The organism is Providencia sp. PROV209, assembly GCF_028479485.1.
Taxonomy (GTDB): domain Bacteria; phylum Pseudomonadota; class Gammaproteobacteria; order Enterobacterales; family Enterobacteriaceae; genus Providencia; species Providencia alcalifaciens.
The window spans coordinates 61,596-79,488 of sequence record NZ_JAMPNR010000006.1; the positions used below are offsets into that span (position 1 = coordinate 61,596).

Sequence of the window (17,893 nt, forward strand, 5' to 3'; positions counted from 1 at the left end):
ATTAATTTATTTTTAATGAAAATGCATATTAACGACTCTTCTTCAGTGATTTCTTTTTTTTATGATATTTTTTGTTTGTATCTATATGAAAAATTTAACTTTAAATTTAAGTGCTCATTTTTTAGCACAATCGGTCAAATATATGTTAGATATTTTTACTGACTTTCCAGACTTAATCAAAATATGGAAAAAATCCAATTTCTGAGCATTTGGTTGCTAATTAATCACGTTTAATTTGGGATTATTGATCTGACTCACAGTAATATTTTTTTATGCGTAATTTCTGCATTTTCATTTTTTATATTGAAAGGAAATTTATTTTTCTATTTCGATTATTATTTGGTCGAATAAATTAATTAGGAAAATTTCGCTTTATTTCGCTATTTAACATTTGAGTACTTTTTAAACTTACAAAAAATTAGTTAATAAAATGTTAAATTGGTAAATGAAATTTTGAGTAACGAAATAATATATATAAGAGGAGGTGCCATTGGAGGGCTTATGGCAGGTAAAAATACCTCCTACCTTCGTCATGTGACGAATTTGGGAGGTATTTTTGACGTTATTGGCTCAATGCATCTGCTACCGCTTTAAAGCGGGCAAACTTATCCCGTAACTGTACGTGAGCCGCTTGGCTTGGCTGATATGCTGTGATTTTTGGGGTGCTGGATGAAATCGCAGCATCAAATCCAGTGTAATAGCCGGAGCCGACAGCGGCACATAGTGCTGCCGCTTGGCAACCTGATTGCTGAACATCGACAACTTCTAGTGGTAAATTGCTTGCATCACAGAACATCTGCATCCACAGCGCAGAGTTAGTCGGTCCGCCAGTAAAGCGGATAGCTTGAGTGCAATTATCGATACCTACAATACGATCTTGATGCAGTAGATGAGAGAACACTATTCCTTGGTAAATCGCGTAAGCGATATCCCCCTCAGTGTGATGAGAGCTTAAACCAAGCAATCCACCATGCAGGTTGCTGTGATAATTGGAACCATACAGCCAAGGGAAAAACAGGATGTCATTCTGCCGAGTTGCACCTTCCGCAACACATGCGTTAAGCACGTTATAATCCTGCAAGCGTTGGTTGAAAAAATGTCGTGTAAACCAAGCTAGATTACTGGCGGAGGTTGGGCTTCCTTCGTGGACAAAATAGGTGCCTGGAATACAATATTTTCCCCAAACATAAGGATAATCAGCAGGCATAATTTTGTCGAAAACCCGTGTTGAAATAGTCCAGGTTCCCGCCACTGCGCTCAGCTTATCTTTTTGGCTGACACCGGATGATAACGCCGCACCGACCACATCAAAGAAACCACCAAAAACGGGCGTGCCTTCTTGTAAACCGCAATCTTTGGCTGCTTGGGTGGTGACGCAACCCGCCGATTGTGCGGAGTTGATAACTGGTGCTAATTTTTCATTAGCTTCTTCAATGCCAAACAATTCACACAGTCTAGGGTCATAGCTGGATGTGGTTGGGTTATATAATTGGCTACCTGAAATATTGGTTTCTTCACAAGTGAGCTGGTCAGTCAACCGGTAACGAATATAGTCGTGAACCATTAAAACGTAGCGGCCATCACGGTAGCTATCGGGCTCATGTTGTTTTAGCCAATTCAGCAGTGCAACTGGGTGCGATGCCCACAGTTGCTGCAAGCTGAGTGGGTATGCTTGCTCTGCGGTGCCATTTTGATGCCATTGGTCAACAATCGCCTGTGCGCGGGAATCTGAAGAAACGATCCCGTTCCTGACGGGTTTTCCATGCTTGTCTAGCAAATACAACCCTTTGCCGTGAGAGGAAAAGCTCACTCCCGCAATTTGTGAGGCATGCAGCTGGCTTTTGACTATGGCCTCACGGATCACGCCGCAGGTGACTTGCCACAGTGTTTCCATATTGCGTTCACTGAACCCAGCTTGTGGGCTTTCTGTTGGGAAAGGATGCTCAGCCACGACAATCTCTTGACCATCAGGGCTGTAGATCCCCGCTTTGATAACGGTGCCTCCGAGGTCAACACCCATGAAAAATGTGCTCATTGTGTGCTCCTTAATTTCCCCAGCCCGCTTGTTGCATTTTATCTTCAATCCAATGGCGCGCCTTGATGATCTCAATCAGCGGTTCATCGGCTTTTTCCGTCCACATTTCAATTAAGAAGGTGCCACGATAATTGAGCTGCTTAAGCTGTTTGAACAGTGCTACAAAATCCACGCACCCTTCGCCGAATGGCACATCACGGAATTGACCTTTGCAACTGTCTGTTACGGCGTAGGTATCTTTCAGATGCAGAGCAACAATATTTTCGATGCCTTTGGTTAACTCGGCAGCCACATCACTACCCCAAGCGGTTAAGTTACCGACATCGGGATACACTTGGAACCATGGTGAGCGAATTTTATCGGCAAGGGCTTGCCATTTAGTAATCGAATTCATAAATGGTGTATCCATGATTTCGACGGCGCACATCACCTGAGAAGCCGCGGCAATTTCAGAGACCCATTTCATGCCTTCTTCAAAGCGGGCAATGGTGCCTTCATCTTGTTCTTCGTAATACACATCATAGCCAGCCAATTGAATAGTACGAATACCAAGGTCTTGTGCCAATTTGATGGCTTTTGTCATTAATTCACGAGCTTTTTGACGCGTATTTTCATCATGGCTACCAAATGGAAAACGGCGGTGACCAGATAGACACATAGTTGGAATGCGTACCTGTGTTTTCTGGATAGCGGCGACAATTTCAAGGCGTTGTTCCAAGCTCCAATCTAAACGCGCTAAACGCTCATCCGTTTCATCAACAGACATCTCAACAAAATCAAATCCAGCGGCTTTCGCAATAGCTAATTTTTCGCTCCAGCTGCTGTGCTTTGGAAGGGCTTTTTCGTAGATACCAATCGGATTTTTTCGTGAAGTATTCATCTGTATTCCCTGTCAGTTAATTTTGTACGGATGCTTTGTTGAGACGCTGATTACGTGTCATTGCACGCTTAGCGCTCCATTTTTCTTTAAAGAATTTGAAGGCGAGTGCGAGGATTAAGGTGATGCCCCAAACGGCAAGGTTGAAGTGTAAGCTGACGCCTAGCAGGCTTAGACCCGTTGCTATCACTTGCAAAACAAGCAGTGCACAGAATACACGGCTGACTTTTCCGACGCCGCCAAACGGGTTTGTACCGCCCAAAACAATGGCTAAAATAGTCAGCAGTAAATAAGAGTCACCGTAGCCCATACGCGCGGAGTTAAAACGCGCCATCATGATCAGCCCTGCTAACACGCACAGCAAACTGGAAATGGTATAGATGGCAATCATTACGCGGTCGGTACGCACACCACTGAACCAAGTCGCATTGATGTTGCTGCCGCTCATGTAGATATTTTTCCCAAGGCGTGTACGTCCTAAGAAAAGCGCTAAAATAATCGCCGTCACAATGAAAATAATCATGGCAATAGGCATCCCGAAGACAGTATCAGAGCCAATTGCGCGAACGATTGGGGGCATGCCGCTAAGCGCTGCGCCTTTTGTGAGATAAACCCCAATACCACTGATAATCGTCATCGAGCCGAGAGTCACCAAAATAGGGTGCGCCCCAATATGGGATATCATCAATCCAGTGAGGCAACCAATGATCACCGCAATGACGGTTGCACCGATTAACGCAAAAACCAACCACATTAGCTGTGTGCCCGTACCCGCATCAACAGGCAGGTAGTTGATAAACACCCAAGCCATAAATAAGCCCGTTAAGTTGGCGGTGCTAATAATGGCGAGGTTTAGCCCACCGCTTAGCATTGGAACAAACATGGCGAAGGTCAGAAGACCTAACTCTGGCAATTGAAACGTAATACTTAAAAAGGTATTTTGTGTAAAAAAGTGCCCTGGCATGGCGATACTAAATGCCGCAATCGCGATAAGAAAGATTGAAAGCAGTCCGATAACAGAGCCATCAATTTTAAAAAAATCTTGTTTTTTCATGGTGATATTCCTGTTAAACAAAGCCTACGTCCGTCTCTTTACGCTTTTTGTAGTGAGTAATACAAATGGCGATAAGAATAACCATCCCGATAACGATATTGACGAAGTAGTTAGAAACCCCGATCAAGTTCAGACCGTTTTTCAATATACCGATGAGGAAAACGCCCATGAGGGTGCCTATCACACTCCCTCGGCCACCGGATAAACTTGCGCCCCCTAATACCGCCGCTGCAAGTACATCCAATTCCCCACCAACCAGTGCACTTGGAACAACTTCACTCATGCGGTAGGTTTGCAACATGCCGCCAATCGCCGCCATAGCACCAAGATAGCCGTAAGCAAACAGATAGATAACCCAAACACGGATACCAATACGTGAAGCCGATTCTTGGCTACCACCAACCGCGTACAGTTGGCGCCCAATGTGGGTTTTGTTCATGAGAATCCACGTTAAAAACGCGATGCCTAGCATCACCACGAGCGGTAAGCCTATTTGGTAATATTCACCATCCACTTCAAAAGGCAGGATGGTCACAGGATCCACCCACCAATCCGGTAAGTCGTAGATACTGTGCCCGTTGGTTAGCCACATCAGCATACCGAACAGTAAAGATTGCATACTGATGGTGATAATGATCGACACTACATTGAGGGAGTAGATCAAAATTGCATTGATCAAACCAAAGGTAATCCCGATCACGATGGCGAGAGCAATGCTAAGCGTTGGGCTTTCGAGTAAACCTTGTAGTAAAAAAGTGGCAATCACATATTGGACAACCGAGGCAACGGCGGCGAAGGAAATATCAATTCCTCCGGTGACCAGTACCACGAATAGACCTAGCGCAAAGATGCCCGTGACCGCATAGCTTTCACTTAAGTCGAGCAAGTTTTGAATGGTAAGAAATTGTGGGCTCATTAAGGTGAAAAATACCACCATCACGAGGATCACCCAGATTAACCAGCCTTCAACAGACTGTGGACGAAGTTTTTGCCAATTAGTCATTGATGATTTCCTCCAATTGTTGCTCAGTCATGGAATCCGTCACAATTTCTTTGACGATAGATCCTTGCTTCATATGTAAAATGCGATCGCAGTTGTAAAAGGCTTCGGAAGCTTCATCCGTGATCAACAAAATGGCGATCCCAACCCCAGAAAGGCGATGGATCAACTTATAAATACTGTCTTTTGCACCAATATCGACTCCCACGGTTGGGGCATCGAGGATCAACACTTTGGGGCGAGTTAGGATCCATTTAGCGAGCACCACTTTTTGCTGATTTCCCCCCGATAAGGTGGAAAGGGCATTGTTGGGATCCGTGACCTTAATATCTAAATCCGCAATCCACTCTTGAACGATTTGTTGGCATTTTTGCTCGTCAATTAGATGCAGAGGGGTTTTCAAGCGATCTAAAATGGAAATTACCATGTTATCGGCGATTGACTGCTGCAAAATGGCACCAAGGGTTAGCCGGTCTTCAGAGACATAGCCAATGCCATGCTTGATAGCTTGGGCATTGCTTTTGAAGATAATCGGTTTGCCTTCTACTCTCATTTCGCCGCTATCGGGGCGCGTGATCCCAAAGAGAGATAGCGCGAGTTCAGTTCGACCAGAGCCTAATAACCCACATAGTCCAAGCACTTCACCTCGTTTCAGCGAGAGGGAAATATTCTGATATTGCCCTTTACGGCTGAGGTTCTTCAGCTCTAGAACCGTATGAGTTTCTTCCGCGTTATTCGGTAACTTACGTTCATGTACAATGTCGAGTCCCGTCATCAACTCAGTGATTTTTCGGGTGGTGAGATCCTCTGCTGGCCACGTCCCCATTTTTTGTCCATCGCGGATCACTGTGATGCGATCTGAGATTTCTTTCACTTCTTCTAATCGGTGACTCACAAAAACGACGGTGATGCCCTTATCTTTTAAATAATTCACCGTGGAGAGAAGTTGATTTACTTCTGTGCGTGTCAATGAGGCAGTTGGCTCATCCATAATCACTAAGCGAGCTTCTGCCACGAGCGCACGGCAAATAGCGACTTGTTGGCGCTGTGCGATAGGGAGGAACTGTACTGGTGTGTCTGGGTCGATCGTAAATTCAAGTTCTTTGAGGATTTGTAGCGCTTTTTCCCGAATTTTTCCCTTTTGGAACCAACCAAAATAACCGTTTAGGTTTAGCTCAAAAGCGATGTTTTCAGCCACCGTTAAATTAGGGAATAGAGATAAATCTTGGTAGATAACTTGTACGCCAAGCTCTCTGGCTTTGTCCGGCGTTAAACGGGTGTAGCGCTTGCCATCGATTTCAATTTCGCTACCTTCATCGGGAGCGTAAACGCCGCTGATGGTTTTGATTAATGTGCTTTTTCCGCAGCCATTGGTGCCCGCTAAACAGTGAACTTCACCTTTGTTCAGCGTTAAGTCGATATTGCGTAATGCACGATGACCACCAAAGCTTTTGGAAAGATCCCGTAATGTGATGAGAGGGGAGTTTTTTTCGGCTGTCATAGTGGAGTCCTGGTGTTGACTGTGTCGTCATATTCAGAGCGACAACAAACGCCATAACTGACCTAAAGGGGGAAAAGTCACGACGTTGTTGTCACTTAAACTATGTGGAACAAAAGAATACTGTTATCGTATTTTTATTATGTAGAGCGAACTTACAGACCGACTTCAACCAGCTTTTTGGTGTTTTCAATATTTAGGTTAACGGGCTTATCACTGAGGATCGTGTTGCCACTGACTTTGATCTCACCCATATCACCAATGCTCACGCCATCTTTGATCTCTTGACCATTCATCATTGCGGTAGCCACTTGAACGAAGACTTGACCGGCTACTTTCGGGTTAGAGATATAGCCTCCATCAATCGCACCCTTTTCTAATAATTTAATGCCTTGACCTGGAGTGAACGTACCAAATACACAGGTTTCTGCATTTTTACGGCGTTTGTCGATAGCACGTCCTGCACCGATAGGACCTTGTGAACCAAATGACATGATGCCTTTCAGGTCTTTATGCTTGGAGAGCAGGTCGTTTGCAGTACGCATGGAGTCATCAACGGATTCTGCAACCCCGAAACGATCATCGACCATTTGCATTTTTGGATAGTGTGCTTTTTGGTAAGCGATAGCAGCATCAGCCCATTCGTTCACTAATGGCACTGTTAAGCTACCAACGAACATGGCGTATTTACCTTCTTCACCCATGCATGCAGCCATATCTTTCATATGGTTAGCCCCCATGCTTTGGGTATCTAATAATTCGAAATCCCAATCTGCATTTTTTTGATTTGGTGATTCGTGAGTGATCACTTTGATGCCTGCTTCTTGGGCACGTTTTAAAACAGGCTCAAGCACTTTTGCATCATTAGGAACAACACCGATGACATCGACTTTCTTCGCGATCAGATCTTCAATTGCACGAACTTGTTCAGCAGGGTCGGCGGTTGTTGGACCAACTTGAAATGCATTAACACCCAGTTTTTGACCTTCTTCGGTGATCCCTTGTTCCATTACGTTGAACCAAGGAATACCACCAACTTTCACCACGACACCCATAGTAAATGGCTTCTGCGCTTTCTGAGATTCAGCCATTGCCACGTTGGAAAATAGTGCTGCGCCCATTAAGCAAGGTAAAACTAATTTTTTCATATTCATCGTTATATTCCTCAGAGATGATGCGCATATGTAGCCATGCTCATCAACATAGGGTTAATGTTTTGTTTAATTAGATAGATATAATTAATTTCTATTAATCGTTAATTTAATTAATAGGTTTTTTTGCTGCCTGGTGTAATTCATTTATTTAAAATAAAACAAAATGCTTAATTCACTGACTTACGCTGCTACTATGATGTATATAAAGATTACTTATCACATTCAATAATGTTTAATTTTGGAAATGTTTGCTTAAAGTTTTTGTCATTTAGTTTATTTGTGATTAACACGTTAATATCATTTAAGGTACAAACTTGGCTAAATGCATATTGGTCTAATTTATTATTATCAGCTAATAACACACAGTTCTCAGAAACCTGAATCATAATACTTTTTAATTTGGCATTTATTTCGCTACCATCGCGCACGCCAGTCTCTATATTGAATCCTTGGCACGATAAAAATAACGTTTTAATTTGAAAACTACGGATAATACTTTCCGATATTGGACCATGAAAATCATCATGGCGTTCTGAGTATTCCCCACCAATTCCAATGACTCGGACGCGATCTCGACACGCAAGAGCTTGAATAATTTTGACGGAATTCGTAACCACCGTAATATCGATATCCGGTATTTGCCTCGCGAGAAACCAGCAAGTGCTGCTGTTATCCATCATGATGCAATCACCGGGTTGGATAAATTTCAGTGCGGCTTTTGCTATTTTCATTTTCGCATCCGGATTCTCTTCCGTTCTTTTGCGAAACGATTCTGCGCCATCCACCATTTGACTGAGTTTGACCGAAGAAGGCATGACACTCAGTACTGGAGTTTCATCTTGTTCAGTAGCAACGGCACCGCCGAAGCTGCGGAGCAGACGTTTTTCTCGTTCAAGCGCCGTTAAATCACGACGAATAGTTTCTTGAGAAACGTGACAAAGCAGGGCTAAATCGCGCACTAGTGCTGAACCATGCTGTGAAACATGAGAACAAATTAATCGATGGCGTTCAGCTTGTAACATCTCAAGACTCCTATTCTTTCCATGATATGCATTGTGCCTGCGTTGATTTTTTTTTGTCGTGACTCGACTCATGTAACGGTGGAGAGAAATAAACAAAGCTATTTATAGAGATATAAGTCACCTTTTTAATGAAAGTTAATTATATGCTTTCATTAAAATGGTTATTTAGATCACCAAATATAGCGATGTGTAGGCAAAAACCAGACGATGCTTTAATCAACTTCATCAAACTCGGTCATTTTTACTAGGGCTATTTTTGTTTTAGTTTGACTGAGTATGACCGACTGTGACTGAAATTCATGGTTTTGTTAATGATTTGTAAAGTTACGAGCTTTTTAATTCGGCTAAATCTGTTTACCTTAATACCAGAACATCCTCTGTACATCGGCAAAAAAAGAGACAACAAAATAAGTTTTTGTCGTTGATATTCATAGCTATTTTCAAATTTTATTTTCACACCTGGGGAGGTAATCATGCTGGAGAAATTAAAACAGCAAGTTTTTGAGGCTAATCTTGAATTACCAAAACATAAACTGGTGACGTTTACTTGGGGTAACGTTAGCGGGGTAGACAGAGAAGCAGGCTTAATGGTGATTAAACCTTCAGGGGTGGATTATGAAACCATGAAAGCGGATGACATGGTCGTTGTGTCATTAAGCTCTGGCGAAGTGGTTGAAGGTAAATATAAACCGTCATCCGATACTGATACCCATCTAGCGTTATATCAAGCATTTCCAGAGATTGGTGGCATTGTTCACACTCATTCTCGTCATGCGACTATTTGGGCTCAAGCGGGGCTACCACTGAGTGCCTTAGGTACAACACATGCCGATTATTTTTACGGTGAAATCCCTTGTACCCGTAAAATGACCGAAAGCGAAATTGCTGGGGAATACGAGAAAGAAACAGGGCATGTGATTATTGAAACATTTAAACAGCTCGGTGTATCTGCAAAGGATATTCCAGCAGTATTAGTGCATAGTCATGGTCCTTTTGCTTGGGGTAAGGATGCCCATAATGCTGTTCATAATGCAGTGGTATTGGAAGAAATTGCCTACATGAACTTATTTACTCGTCAATTGACACCTCAAATTGGTGATATGCAGCAAGAGCTGTTAGATAAACATTATTTACGTAAGCATGGGAAAAATGCCTATTACGGGCAAAAATAGTTTTTATTTTTAAATTGATAATTTAAAAGAGATTCTTTTTATTGTTAATTGATTGCTAAAGTTGTTTTTCATTTAATTGAAATTTTAGCTCATTCATTTTTCATCTGTTCACCATGCAAAAAGCCACGGAAATATTTTCGTGGCTTTGTCGTGCAAAAAATATTTTTATCGGGGTATAGGGTTAAATTGTAAGTCGGTTTAAACTGGCGCGGTGTATTGGTGACACTGAGTGGAAAGGACATGTCTAATCGATTACTTTTTCTATTTTTGACCTTTTTCGTTAATCTTTTTTCTGTTTCACATGCTGCAGATATAAAAAATAATAATTTAATCATCAGCGGTTCAAAAGCTATCAATCTTGATAATTGGGAGCTTGTGGATGTACCGCCTAAATTGATTCAGACAAAAGTCCCAGAAAATATCTTTGCTGTTGTTGGTGGTCAAATGCGAGTTGTAGGGGAAATTAATCCGGATACGGGTTTTTACGCCTATAGCCCGAATGGCGACTATAATGCTTTACAGTTTGGTAATGATTTTGCCTATGTAAAAAACACCCAAATATCCAAAAAGAAACCTCGAAATATTCCTGAGGATGACCGATTAAATGACTTAAAGAATCCGGTCTATGACTATTTGATTACAAGCCAAAAAACACCAGTATACAGCGCAACTGATGAGAATTCTCGGCAGATAGCCTCGTTATGGGAAAACTTACGTTATCCGGTACTCGCGCGGATGATCAAAACCGATGAAGATGGTGATAAAACATCGTGGCTAACGATTCGTATAGGTGATCGCCTTGGGTATGTCCGTTTAGATGATGTTGCCATAGATAAAGGCATTCCTATTTTAACCTACCACCATATTCTCAAAGATAGCGAAAATAAAAACTTTCGCCATACATCGACGACCACCTCTGTTGAGGCATTCCGTGAACAGATGAATTACCTCAAAGAGATGGGATACCAAACGCTATCTTTAGACGATGTGGAAGGGTATTTAAATAAGAGTGCAAATTTGCCGGGGCGAGCAGTGGTATTAACGTTTGATGATGGACTGAAATCAGTGTATCGCTATGCGTTGCCTATTCTAAGAGAAAACCAGCAGCAAGCGACGCTGTTCGTGATTTCTTCCCGTATTAAAACACAGCCACAAAAATGGGACCCAGATTCTCTGCAATTTATGAGTAAGCAGGAAATTAAAGAGAGCCAAGATGTGTTTCATATTCAGTCTCATACGCACTTTTTGCATCGCTTAGATAACCGTAATAATCCGATTATCTTTAGTCGTAAAGAGCATACGATAATGTTGGATTTTAAGCGTTCAATGAAAGCTCTTGCTAAGTTTGAACGAGACCAGCGTTATTTAGCCTATCCATTTGGCGCTTATAACCAAACGGCAATTGAGGCAGCGAAAGAGGCAGGTTTGCATATTGCGGTATCAACTATTCAAGGCAAAGTTAAACTTGGCGATAACCCCTACGCATTAAAACGATTATATGCCTATAGCACTGACCCTATTAGCAAATTTGCATTGATGGTAGGCAATAGCGAGCAGGATGTGGTGAATAAGAACGTGGTCGTTGATAAGTAGAGAATCGATAAGTAGAAAGCTGATAAATAACGATTGGTTAAGATAACAGGGTGAGCAAAATGATTATTGCTCACCCTTTTTTAATTATTTAACACATTTCTTGCAAGAGTCATTTTGGACAATATCAAAGAAGTTATTGCCTTTATCATCCACTAGAATAAATGCAGGTAATCCTTCCACTTCCATTTTCCATACGGCTTCCATACCTAGCTCTGGGTATTCGAGACAATTTAAGCTTTTCACAAATTCTTGCGCCAAAATCGCCGCAGAGCCGCCAATGCTACCAAGATAAAAACCGCCGTGTTTTTTACACGCATCGGTGACTGCTTGAGTTCGGTTTCCTTTTGCTAGCATTAACATGCTGCCGCCATGGGATTGGAAGAGGTCAACGTATGGATCCATACGGTTTCCGGTGGTTGGACCTAAAGAACCTGACACCATGTCCTCAGGTTTTTTCGCAGGGCCTGCGTAATAGACCATATGATCTTTAAAATATTGTGGTAGCTCTTCACCATTATCTAAGCGCTCTTTGAGCTTGGTATGGGCGATATCGCGAGCGATGATCAGTGGACCACTGAGGGATACACGGGTCGACACAGGGTGTTTACTCAACTCGGCCAAAATATCTTTCATTGGGCGGTTGAGGTCGATATGAACCACGGTTCCTTCTGTCTGATGACGCATCGATTCAGGGATATATTGCGCTGGATTATGCTCCATTTTCTCCAGCCACAAGCCGTCTTTAGTAATTTTTGCTTTGATATTGCGGTCAGCGGAGCAAGAAATAGCTAAACCGATCGGACAAGAAGCGCCATGGCGAGGCAAGCGAATGACACGCACATCGTGGGCAAAGTATTTACCACCAAATTGCGCACCAAAGCCAAGATGGCGTGACGCTTCTAATAACTCATTTTCTAGCTCAATATCACGGAACGCACGACCATACTCATTACCTGTCGTTGGCAGGTTATCATAGTATTTTGCTGAAGCCAGTTTGGCTGTTTTCAGCGTGGTTTCTGCAGAAGTACCGCCGATAACGAATGCGATATGATAAGGTGGGCAAGCGGTTGTCCCTAAGTTTCTCATTTTCTCAATTAAGAAGTTTTTCAACTTAGCTGGGGTCAGCGTTGCCTTAGTTTCTTGATAAAGGGCGGATTTATTTGCAGAGCCGCCGCCTTTGTTAACAAACAAGAAATGGTATTCATCACCCGTGGTGGCAAAAATGTCAAATTGCGCTGGCAAATTCGTGCCTGTATTGACTTCGTTGAACATATCCAGCGGGGCATTTTGCGAAAAACGCAGGTTTTCGCGTTGGAAAACGTTATAAATACCTCGAGAGAGGTATTCTTCGTCATCACAGCCAGTCCAAACTTGTTGACCTTTTTTCCCGACTACGGCAACAGTTCCCGTATCCTGACAGTTTGGCAGAATACCTTTCGCAGAAATCTCGGCGTTACGCAGTAATTGCAGGGCGACATACTTGTCATTCTCGCTCGCTTCAGGATCGTGCAAGATAGCCGCTACTTGTTTTTGGTGGGCTGGTCTTAAAAAGAACTGGGATTCATAAATTGCATGTTCAGCAAGAAAGGTTAAAGCCTCCGGCTCAATTTTTAACATTTGCTTCCCAGCAAATTGCTCTACAGAAACATATTTATCAGAGACTTGGTAATATTCGGTTTTATCCTCAGATAACGGATAAGGTTCTTGGTAAAAAAACTCTTTATTAGCCATTTTGCTCACTCACATATCAATTTTAGCGGAAAATATAAAAAATAAATTATTTATAGGCTTTTTGTTCTAAATGCCGCTTGTTTTGTCAGGCGGGATAATCGTTTATAGGGATAATAGTCTGAATGCAATTAGAATAATTACCCATTATATTCAAAGGGATGTAAAAGAAAATATGACTTTGGTTAAACTTTTCCGAGAAACTCAAATTCAAATTCAAAGTATGAAGTTAATCACATAATTTAATTATGGGTATTAGATTTAACTATTTGTTATTCATGTTATATCTAGGGTGTTAATTTAGATTTTATGCATTCAATTTTTCCATAAATATCATGCTAGGTTAGCTGATTCATTAATCATTCATGGTTTATTAGCATTTAGAAAATAATAAATAAAATGCAGCACAAGGATTAAATAAAAAAGAGTGATTATTATTACTTAGATAAGTTATCTTAATCATCAATAAGCTCGGTAATTAATATAACCATTTGAATGCATTGTGTTTTTATGGTTTTATTATTTTAATTCTTATAATGAAAAATGATAGTTAAGCGGAAAGCTATGAAAAATAGGGCAATGTCACTTATTTTCATCATAAATCGCTTTTATTTGTTTTAAATTCATAATGAAAGGCAAACAAAGTGTTGAAAATGGCTTTCAATTTTCATTAACAGTGTTTATTATGCAGCCCTTATAGTTTTATTAAAATGGCGCTACTGGTTTTGGGCTTTGCTGGGGATCTTCCTGGGGGCTTAACAGTCTTTAACGGTGGCGGTTCTATCTGCATTATTCCTAGGGATAGAGTGTATTATAAATGACTGAGACAACTTCTCTCACACCACTCGTCGAATTAAAATCTTTAAATAAAGGTTTTGATGGCAAACAAATTATTTCTGAGCTTGATCTCACCATCCGAAATGGCGAATTCTTAACCATTTTGGGACCTTCTGGTTGCGGTAAAACGACAGTTTTGCGTCTGATTGCTGGATTAGAAGATGTAGATGACGGTCAAATTATTCTTGATGGTCAGGATATTACAGATATTCCTGCGGAACAGCGTTTCGTGAATACTGTATTCCAAAGCTATGCATTATTTCCTCATATGACCGTATTTGAAAATGTCGCATTTGGCTTGCGTATGCAAAAAACGCCGAAAGCTGACATTCAAAAACGTGTGGAACAAGCCTTGCATATGGTGCAATTGGCTGATTTTGCAGAGCGTATGCCGAATCAACTTTCCGGTGGTCAACAGCAACGTGTGGCAATTGCCCGTGCAGTCGTGAATCGCCCGAAAGTACTGCTTTTGGATGAGTCCTTATCGGCGCTGGATTATAAACTGCGTAAACAGATGCAAAATGAACTGAAAGCCTTACAGCGCAAGCTCGGTATCACGTTTATTTTTGTGACCCATGACCAAGAAGAAGCACTCGCGATGTCTGACCGTATCATTGTGATGCGTGAAGGCAAAATTGAGCAGGATGGCACGCCTCGTGAAATTTACGAAGAGCCAAAAAACCTGTTTGTTGCTAAATTTATCGGTGAAATCAATATTTTTGATGCAAAAGTATTGCATCGTATTGATGAGCAAAGAATTCGTGCCAATGTTGAAGGGCATGAATGTGATATTTTTACCGATTTATCGGTCACCGAAGGTCAGCATTTAAACGTTTTACTGCGTCCCGAAGATTTACGTGTCGAAGAAGTTAACGATGCCGATAATCATCCTGGGCTGATTGGTTACGTACGAGAACGTAACTATAAGGGTATGACGTTAGACTCAGTGGTTGAGATGGAAGATGGCAAAATTATTATGGTCAGCGAGTTTTTCAACGAAGATGATCCTGATGTCGACCACTCGCTTAACCAAAAAGTTGCAGTGACTTGGGTTGAAAGCTGGGAGGTAGTTCTGGATGATCATTCGTAAGCATAAAATCTTGCAGAATGTGATTATCACCGGCGTTGTCGCTTGGCTGCTACTCTTTGTTTTTCTGCCAAATTTAATGATTATTGGTACCAGTTTCTTCACACGCAGTGATACGAATCTGGTGGATTTGGTCTTCACTTGGGACAACTATATCCGCTTGTCGGATCCGATGTATGCCCAAGTGATGCTACATTCATTAAATATGGCGTTAATCGCCACATTTTTCTGTCTTGTGATTGGCTATCCTTTTGCGTTTATTTTGGCAAGGTTGCCTAAACGCATCCAGCCGTTAATGCTGTTTCTGCTGATTGTGCCATTTTGGACTAACTCATTGATTCGAATCTATGGGTTAAAAGTCTTTTTAAGTACCAAGGGGTATTTGAATGACTTTTTACTGTGGGTTGGCATTATCGATAAGCCGCTGAAATTAATGTATACCCCAGAAGCGGTGGTATTGGGCTTAATCTATATCTTATTGCCATTTATGGTAATGCCGCTCTATTCCAGTATTGAAAAGCTGGATAAATCCTACTTAGAAGCGGCGCGAGACTTGGGCGCCAATAAATGCCAAACTTTTGTGAAGATTATTATTCCACTGACCATGCCGGGAATTATTGCGGGCTGCTTATTAGTGTTGCTGCCAGCAATGGGGCTGTTCTACGTGGCGGATTTAATGGGCGGGGCGAAAAACCTGCTGATTGGTAACGTCATTAAGAGCCAGTTCTTGAATATTCGCGATTGGCCGTTTGGGGCGGCAACCAGTATTTTCCTCACGGTGATGATGGGGCTGCTACTGTATGTGTACTACCGAGCTGCTAAGCTTTTGAATAAAAAGGCGTATGAAGAATGATCGGACGTATTTTGCGTGGTGGCTTTATGACCACCATCTACGCGTATCTTTATATTCCAATCATTATTCTGATTGTGAACTCATTCAATGAATCGCGTTTTGGGATCCAGTGGCAAGGCTTTTCGACTAAGTGGTATGAGTTACTGAGCAATAATGACAGCTTGCTTGAGGCGGCTGGGCATTCATTAACAATGGCGGTACTTTCAGCGACATTTGCGACAATTATCGGCACATTAACCGCTGTGGCACTCTTTCGTTATCGTTTTAGAGGCAAGCCTTTTGTCGGCGGAATGCTGTTTGTGGTCATGATGTCTCCTGATATTGTGATGGCAATTTCGTTGCTGGTGCTGTTTATGATCCTTGGGGTTTCATTAGGTTTTTGGTCACTGCTATTTTCACATATTACTTTCTGCCTGCCTTTTGTGGTGGTGACGGTGTACGCCAGATTGAAAGATTTTGACGTGAAAATGTTAGAAGCCGCCCGAGATCTTGGCGCTGGGGAATTTACGATTTTACGTAAAATCATCCTGCCATTAGCATTACCCGCCATTGTTGCTGGGTGGTTACTGAGCTTCACTTTATCGATGGATGACGTGGTGGTCTCTTCCTTTGTGACGGGTCCAAGTTATGAAATCTTACCGTTAAAAATTTACTCGATGGTTAAAGTGGGGGTCTCCCCTGAAGTGAATGCATTAGCAACGGTCTTGTTATTAATGTCGTTGATTTTGGTGTGCCTCAGCCAGTGGGTGATGCGCGACAAACACGGTAAAAATGCGGTGGCTAAGCCATCAAAACGTTAAGTTGTACTTGGTGGGTGCTGTCAGCACCCAATTTTTCCATGCCATCAGGCGAGAGGGTAGGCTTTAGCGAAGCCTATTAAGATAGATAAAAAGCACTTTGTTGAGGGAAAATCAGTGATGAAAAAATGGTCCTATCTGCTAGCCGCAGGTTTAATGGCTGCAAGCATTGGCACGGCAACAGCCGCTGACGATAACAAAAACGTACTGTATTTCTATAACTGGACAGAATATGTTCCCCCCGGTTTATTAGAGCAATTTACTAAAGAAACTGGCATCAAGGTGATTTACTCCACCTATGAATCAAATGAAAGCATGTACACTAAATTGAAAACCTACAAAGAAGGGGCTTACGATTTAGTGGTGCCATCGACTTATTTTATCGACAAAATGAGTAAAGAAGGCATGTTACAAAAGATTGATAAGTCACAACTGCCTAACTTTAAAAACCTCGATCCAAACCTTATCCACAAAGAGTTCGACCCAAATAACGATTACTCAGTACCTTATATTTGGGGGGCAACGGGTATCGGGATTAATGGTGATGCGGTTGATCCGAAATCTGTTACCTCTTGGGCGGATTTTTGGAAGCCGGAATATAAAAATAGCTTGTTGATGATGGATGATGCTCGTGAAGTGTTCCAAGTCGCGCTGACAAAATTAGGCTATTCCGGTAATACCACTGATCCAAAACAGATCGAAGAAGCGTATAACGAGCTGCAAAAATTGCGACCAAACATTCTGGCGTTTAACTCAGACAACCCTGCGACTCCGTACATTGAAGGGGAAGTGGATGTGGGTATGCTGTGGAACGGCTCCGCATTTGTCGCGAGACAAGCAGGGTTACCGATTGAAGTTGTGTGGCCAAAAGAGGGGGGTATTTTCTGGATGGACAGCCTAGCGATTCCGGCGAATGCTAAAAACGTAGAAGGGGCTCATAAGCTTATCGACTTCTTATTACGCCCAGAAATTGCGGCACAAGTAGCGGAGTCTATTGGTTATCCGACACCAAACTTAGAAGCGAAAAAATTACTGCCTACGGAAATCGCCAATGACCCATCTCTGTACCCATCGGAAGAGGTATTGAAAAAAGGGGAATGGCAAAGCGATGTGGGGAATACCAATATTCTGTATGAAGAGTATTTCCAAAAGCTGAAAGCAGGGCGCTAATTTCGGTTCTGTTTGG

General features: G+C 42.1%; 14 protein-coding genes. 6 read left to right on the forward strand and 8 right to left on the reverse strand.

What is annotated here, in order from left to right; all coding sequences use genetic code 11:
- Nucleotides 1-562 precede the first annotated feature (562 nt).
- The 7 genes from PR795_RS06300 to PR795_RS06330 all read right to left on the reverse strand — a co-directional run bounded on the left by PR795_RS06300 (nucleotide 563) and on the right by PR795_RS06330 (nucleotide 8,640).
- Nucleotides 563-2,035 carry an FGGY-family carbohydrate kinase gene (locus tag PR795_RS06300; RefSeq protein ID WP_181480331.1) on the reverse strand — a complete coding sequence of 491 codons (1,473 nt, stop codon included), beginning with the start codon at nucleotides 2,033-2,035 and terminating at the stop codon, nucleotides 563-565.
- A gap of 10 nt (nucleotides 2,036-2,045) precedes the next feature.
- The gene (locus PR795_RS06305; RefSeq protein WP_006658479.1) at nucleotides 2,046-2,915 is read right to left on the reverse strand and encodes an L-ribulose-5-phosphate 3-epimerase; all 870 of its coding nucleotides are present in this window, start codon (nucleotides 2,913-2,915) and stop codon (nucleotides 2,046-2,048) included.
- Nucleotides 2,916-2,931: 16 nt separating this feature from the next.
- On the reverse strand, nucleotides 2,932-3,966 hold the full coding sequence (locus tag PR795_RS06310; RefSeq protein WP_006658480.1) for an ABC transporter permease: 1,035 nt from the start codon (nucleotides 3,964-3,966) through the stop codon (nucleotides 2,932-2,934).
- A gap of 13 nt (nucleotides 3,967-3,979) precedes the next feature.
- Complete coding sequence (locus PR795_RS06315) at nucleotides 3,980-4,969, reverse strand: ABC transporter permease (protein ID WP_006658481.1); 990 nt, start codon at nucleotides 4,967-4,969, stop codon at nucleotides 3,980-3,982.
- Entirely contained in the window at nucleotides 4,962-6,467 is a 1,506-nt protein-coding gene (locus PR795_RS06320; RefSeq protein WP_006658482.1) for a sugar ABC transporter ATP-binding protein, read from the reverse strand. The genes PR795_RS06315 and PR795_RS06320 overlap by 8 nt, the downstream gene beginning before the upstream one ends.
- 152 nt (nucleotides 6,468-6,619) lie before the next feature.
- Entirely contained in the window at nucleotides 6,620-7,612 is a 993-nt protein-coding gene (locus PR795_RS06325) for a substrate-binding domain-containing protein (RefSeq protein WP_036963394.1), read from the reverse strand.
- 215 nt (nucleotides 7,613-7,827) lie between these two features.
- Nucleotides 7,828-8,640, reverse strand: coding sequence for a DeoR/GlpR family DNA-binding transcription regulator (locus PR795_RS06330; RefSeq protein WP_006662495.1), 813 nt, complete (start codon nucleotides 8,638-8,640; stop codon nucleotides 7,828-7,830).
- A 473-nt stretch (nucleotides 8,641-9,113) separates the two neighbouring features.
- Between PR795_RS06330 and araD the strand changes: the two genes are divergently transcribed.
- Together araD and PR795_RS06340 are read left to right on the forward strand one after the other, a co-directional pair.
- A complete protein-coding gene (gene araD, locus PR795_RS06335; protein WP_006658485.1) occupies nucleotides 9,114-9,812 on the forward strand; it encodes an L-ribulose-5-phosphate 4-epimerase in 699 nt (232 codons plus the stop codon).
- A gap of 240 nt (nucleotides 9,813-10,052) precedes the next feature.
- Nucleotides 10,053-11,405 carry a polysaccharide deacetylase family protein gene (locus PR795_RS06340; RefSeq protein ID WP_181480330.1) on the forward strand — a complete coding sequence of 451 codons (1,353 nt, stop codon included), beginning with the start codon at nucleotides 10,053-10,055 and terminating at the stop codon, nucleotides 11,403-11,405.
- 84 nt (nucleotides 11,406-11,489) lie between these two features.
- Here the strand turns inward: PR795_RS06340 and PR795_RS06345 are convergent, their stop codons facing one another.
- Complete coding sequence (locus PR795_RS06345; RefSeq protein ID WP_006658489.1) at nucleotides 11,490-13,136, reverse strand: fumarate hydratase; 1,647 nt, start codon at nucleotides 13,134-13,136, stop codon at nucleotides 11,490-11,492.
- 814 nt (nucleotides 13,137-13,950) lie between these two features.
- Here PR795_RS06345 and potA point away from each other — a divergent pair.
- The 4 genes from potA to potD all read left to right on the forward strand — a co-directional run bounded on the left by potA (nucleotide 13,951) and on the right by potD (nucleotide 17,877).
- A complete protein-coding gene (potA, locus tag PR795_RS06350) occupies nucleotides 13,951-15,060 on the forward strand; it encodes a spermidine/putrescine ABC transporter ATP-binding protein PotA (protein WP_181480329.1) in 1,110 nt (369 codons plus the stop codon).
- A complete protein-coding gene (gene potB, locus PR795_RS06355) occupies nucleotides 15,047-15,910 on the forward strand; it encodes a spermidine/putrescine ABC transporter permease PotB (RefSeq protein WP_006658492.1) in 864 nt (287 codons plus the stop codon). Before potA ends, potB begins: the two co-directional genes overlap by 14 nt.
- Nucleotides 15,907-16,710, forward strand: a complete 804-nt coding sequence (gene potC / locus PR795_RS06360) for a spermidine/putrescine ABC transporter permease PotC (protein ID WP_006658493.1) — start codon at nucleotides 15,907-15,909, stop codon at nucleotides 16,708-16,710. Before potB ends, potC begins: the two co-directional genes overlap by 4 nt.
- A 117-nt stretch (nucleotides 16,711-16,827) precedes the next feature.
- Nucleotides 16,828-17,877 (forward strand): spermidine/putrescine ABC transporter substrate-binding protein PotD, encoded by a 1,050-nt coding sequence (gene potD / locus PR795_RS06365; protein ID WP_006658494.1) that lies wholly within the window; start codon nucleotides 16,828-16,830, stop codon nucleotides 17,875-17,877.
- The last annotated feature ends 16 nt before the right edge of the window (nucleotides 17,878-17,893 follow it).

Bases quoted from the DNA above. Each gene is read 5' to 3' on its own strand.
- PR795_RS06300 (WP_181480331.1), bottom strand. From the start codon at position 2,035: ATGAGCACATTTTTCATGGGTGTTGACCTCGGAGGCACCGTTATCAAA.
- PR795_RS06305 (WP_006658479.1), bottom strand. From the start codon at position 2,915: ATGAATACTTCACGAAAAAATCCGATTGGTATCTACGAAAAAGCCCTT.
- PR795_RS06310 (WP_006658480.1), bottom strand. From the start codon at position 3,966: ATGAAAAAACAAGATTTTTTTAAAATTGATGGCTCTGTTATCGGACTG.
- PR795_RS06315 (WP_006658481.1), bottom strand. From the start codon at position 4,969: ATGACTAATTGGCAAAAACTTCGTCCACAGTCTGTTGAAGGCTGGTTA.
- PR795_RS06320 (WP_006658482.1), bottom strand. From the start codon at position 6,467: ATGACAGCCGAAAAAAACTCCCCTCTCATCACATTACGGGATCTTTCC.
- PR795_RS06325 (WP_036963394.1), bottom strand. From the start codon at position 7,612: ATGAAAAAATTAGTTTTACCTTGCTTAATGGGCGCAGCACTATTTTCC.
- PR795_RS06330 (WP_006662495.1), bottom strand. From the start codon at position 8,640: ATGTTACAAGCTGAACGCCATCGATTAATTTGTTCTCATGTTTCACAG.
- araD (WP_006658485.1), top strand. From the start codon at position 9,114: ATGCTGGAGAAATTAAAACAGCAAGTTTTTGAGGCTAATCTTGAATTA.
- PR795_RS06340 (WP_181480330.1), top strand. From the start codon at position 10,053: ATGTCTAATCGATTACTTTTTCTATTTTTGACCTTTTTCGTTAATCTT.
- PR795_RS06345 (WP_006658489.1), bottom strand. From the start codon at position 13,136: ATGGCTAATAAAGAGTTTTTTTACCAAGAACCTTATCCGTTATCTGAG.
- potA (WP_181480329.1), top strand. From the start codon at position 13,951: ATGACTGAGACAACTTCTCTCACACCACTCGTCGAATTAAAATCTTTA.
- potB (WP_006658492.1), top strand. From the start codon at position 15,047: ATGATCATTCGTAAGCATAAAATCTTGCAGAATGTGATTATCACCGGC.
- potC (WP_006658493.1), top strand. From the start codon at position 15,907: ATGATCGGACGTATTTTGCGTGGTGGCTTTATGACCACCATCTACGCG.
- potD (WP_006658494.1), top strand. From the start codon at position 16,828: ATGAAAAAATGGTCCTATCTGCTAGCCGCAGGTTTAATGGCTGCAAGC.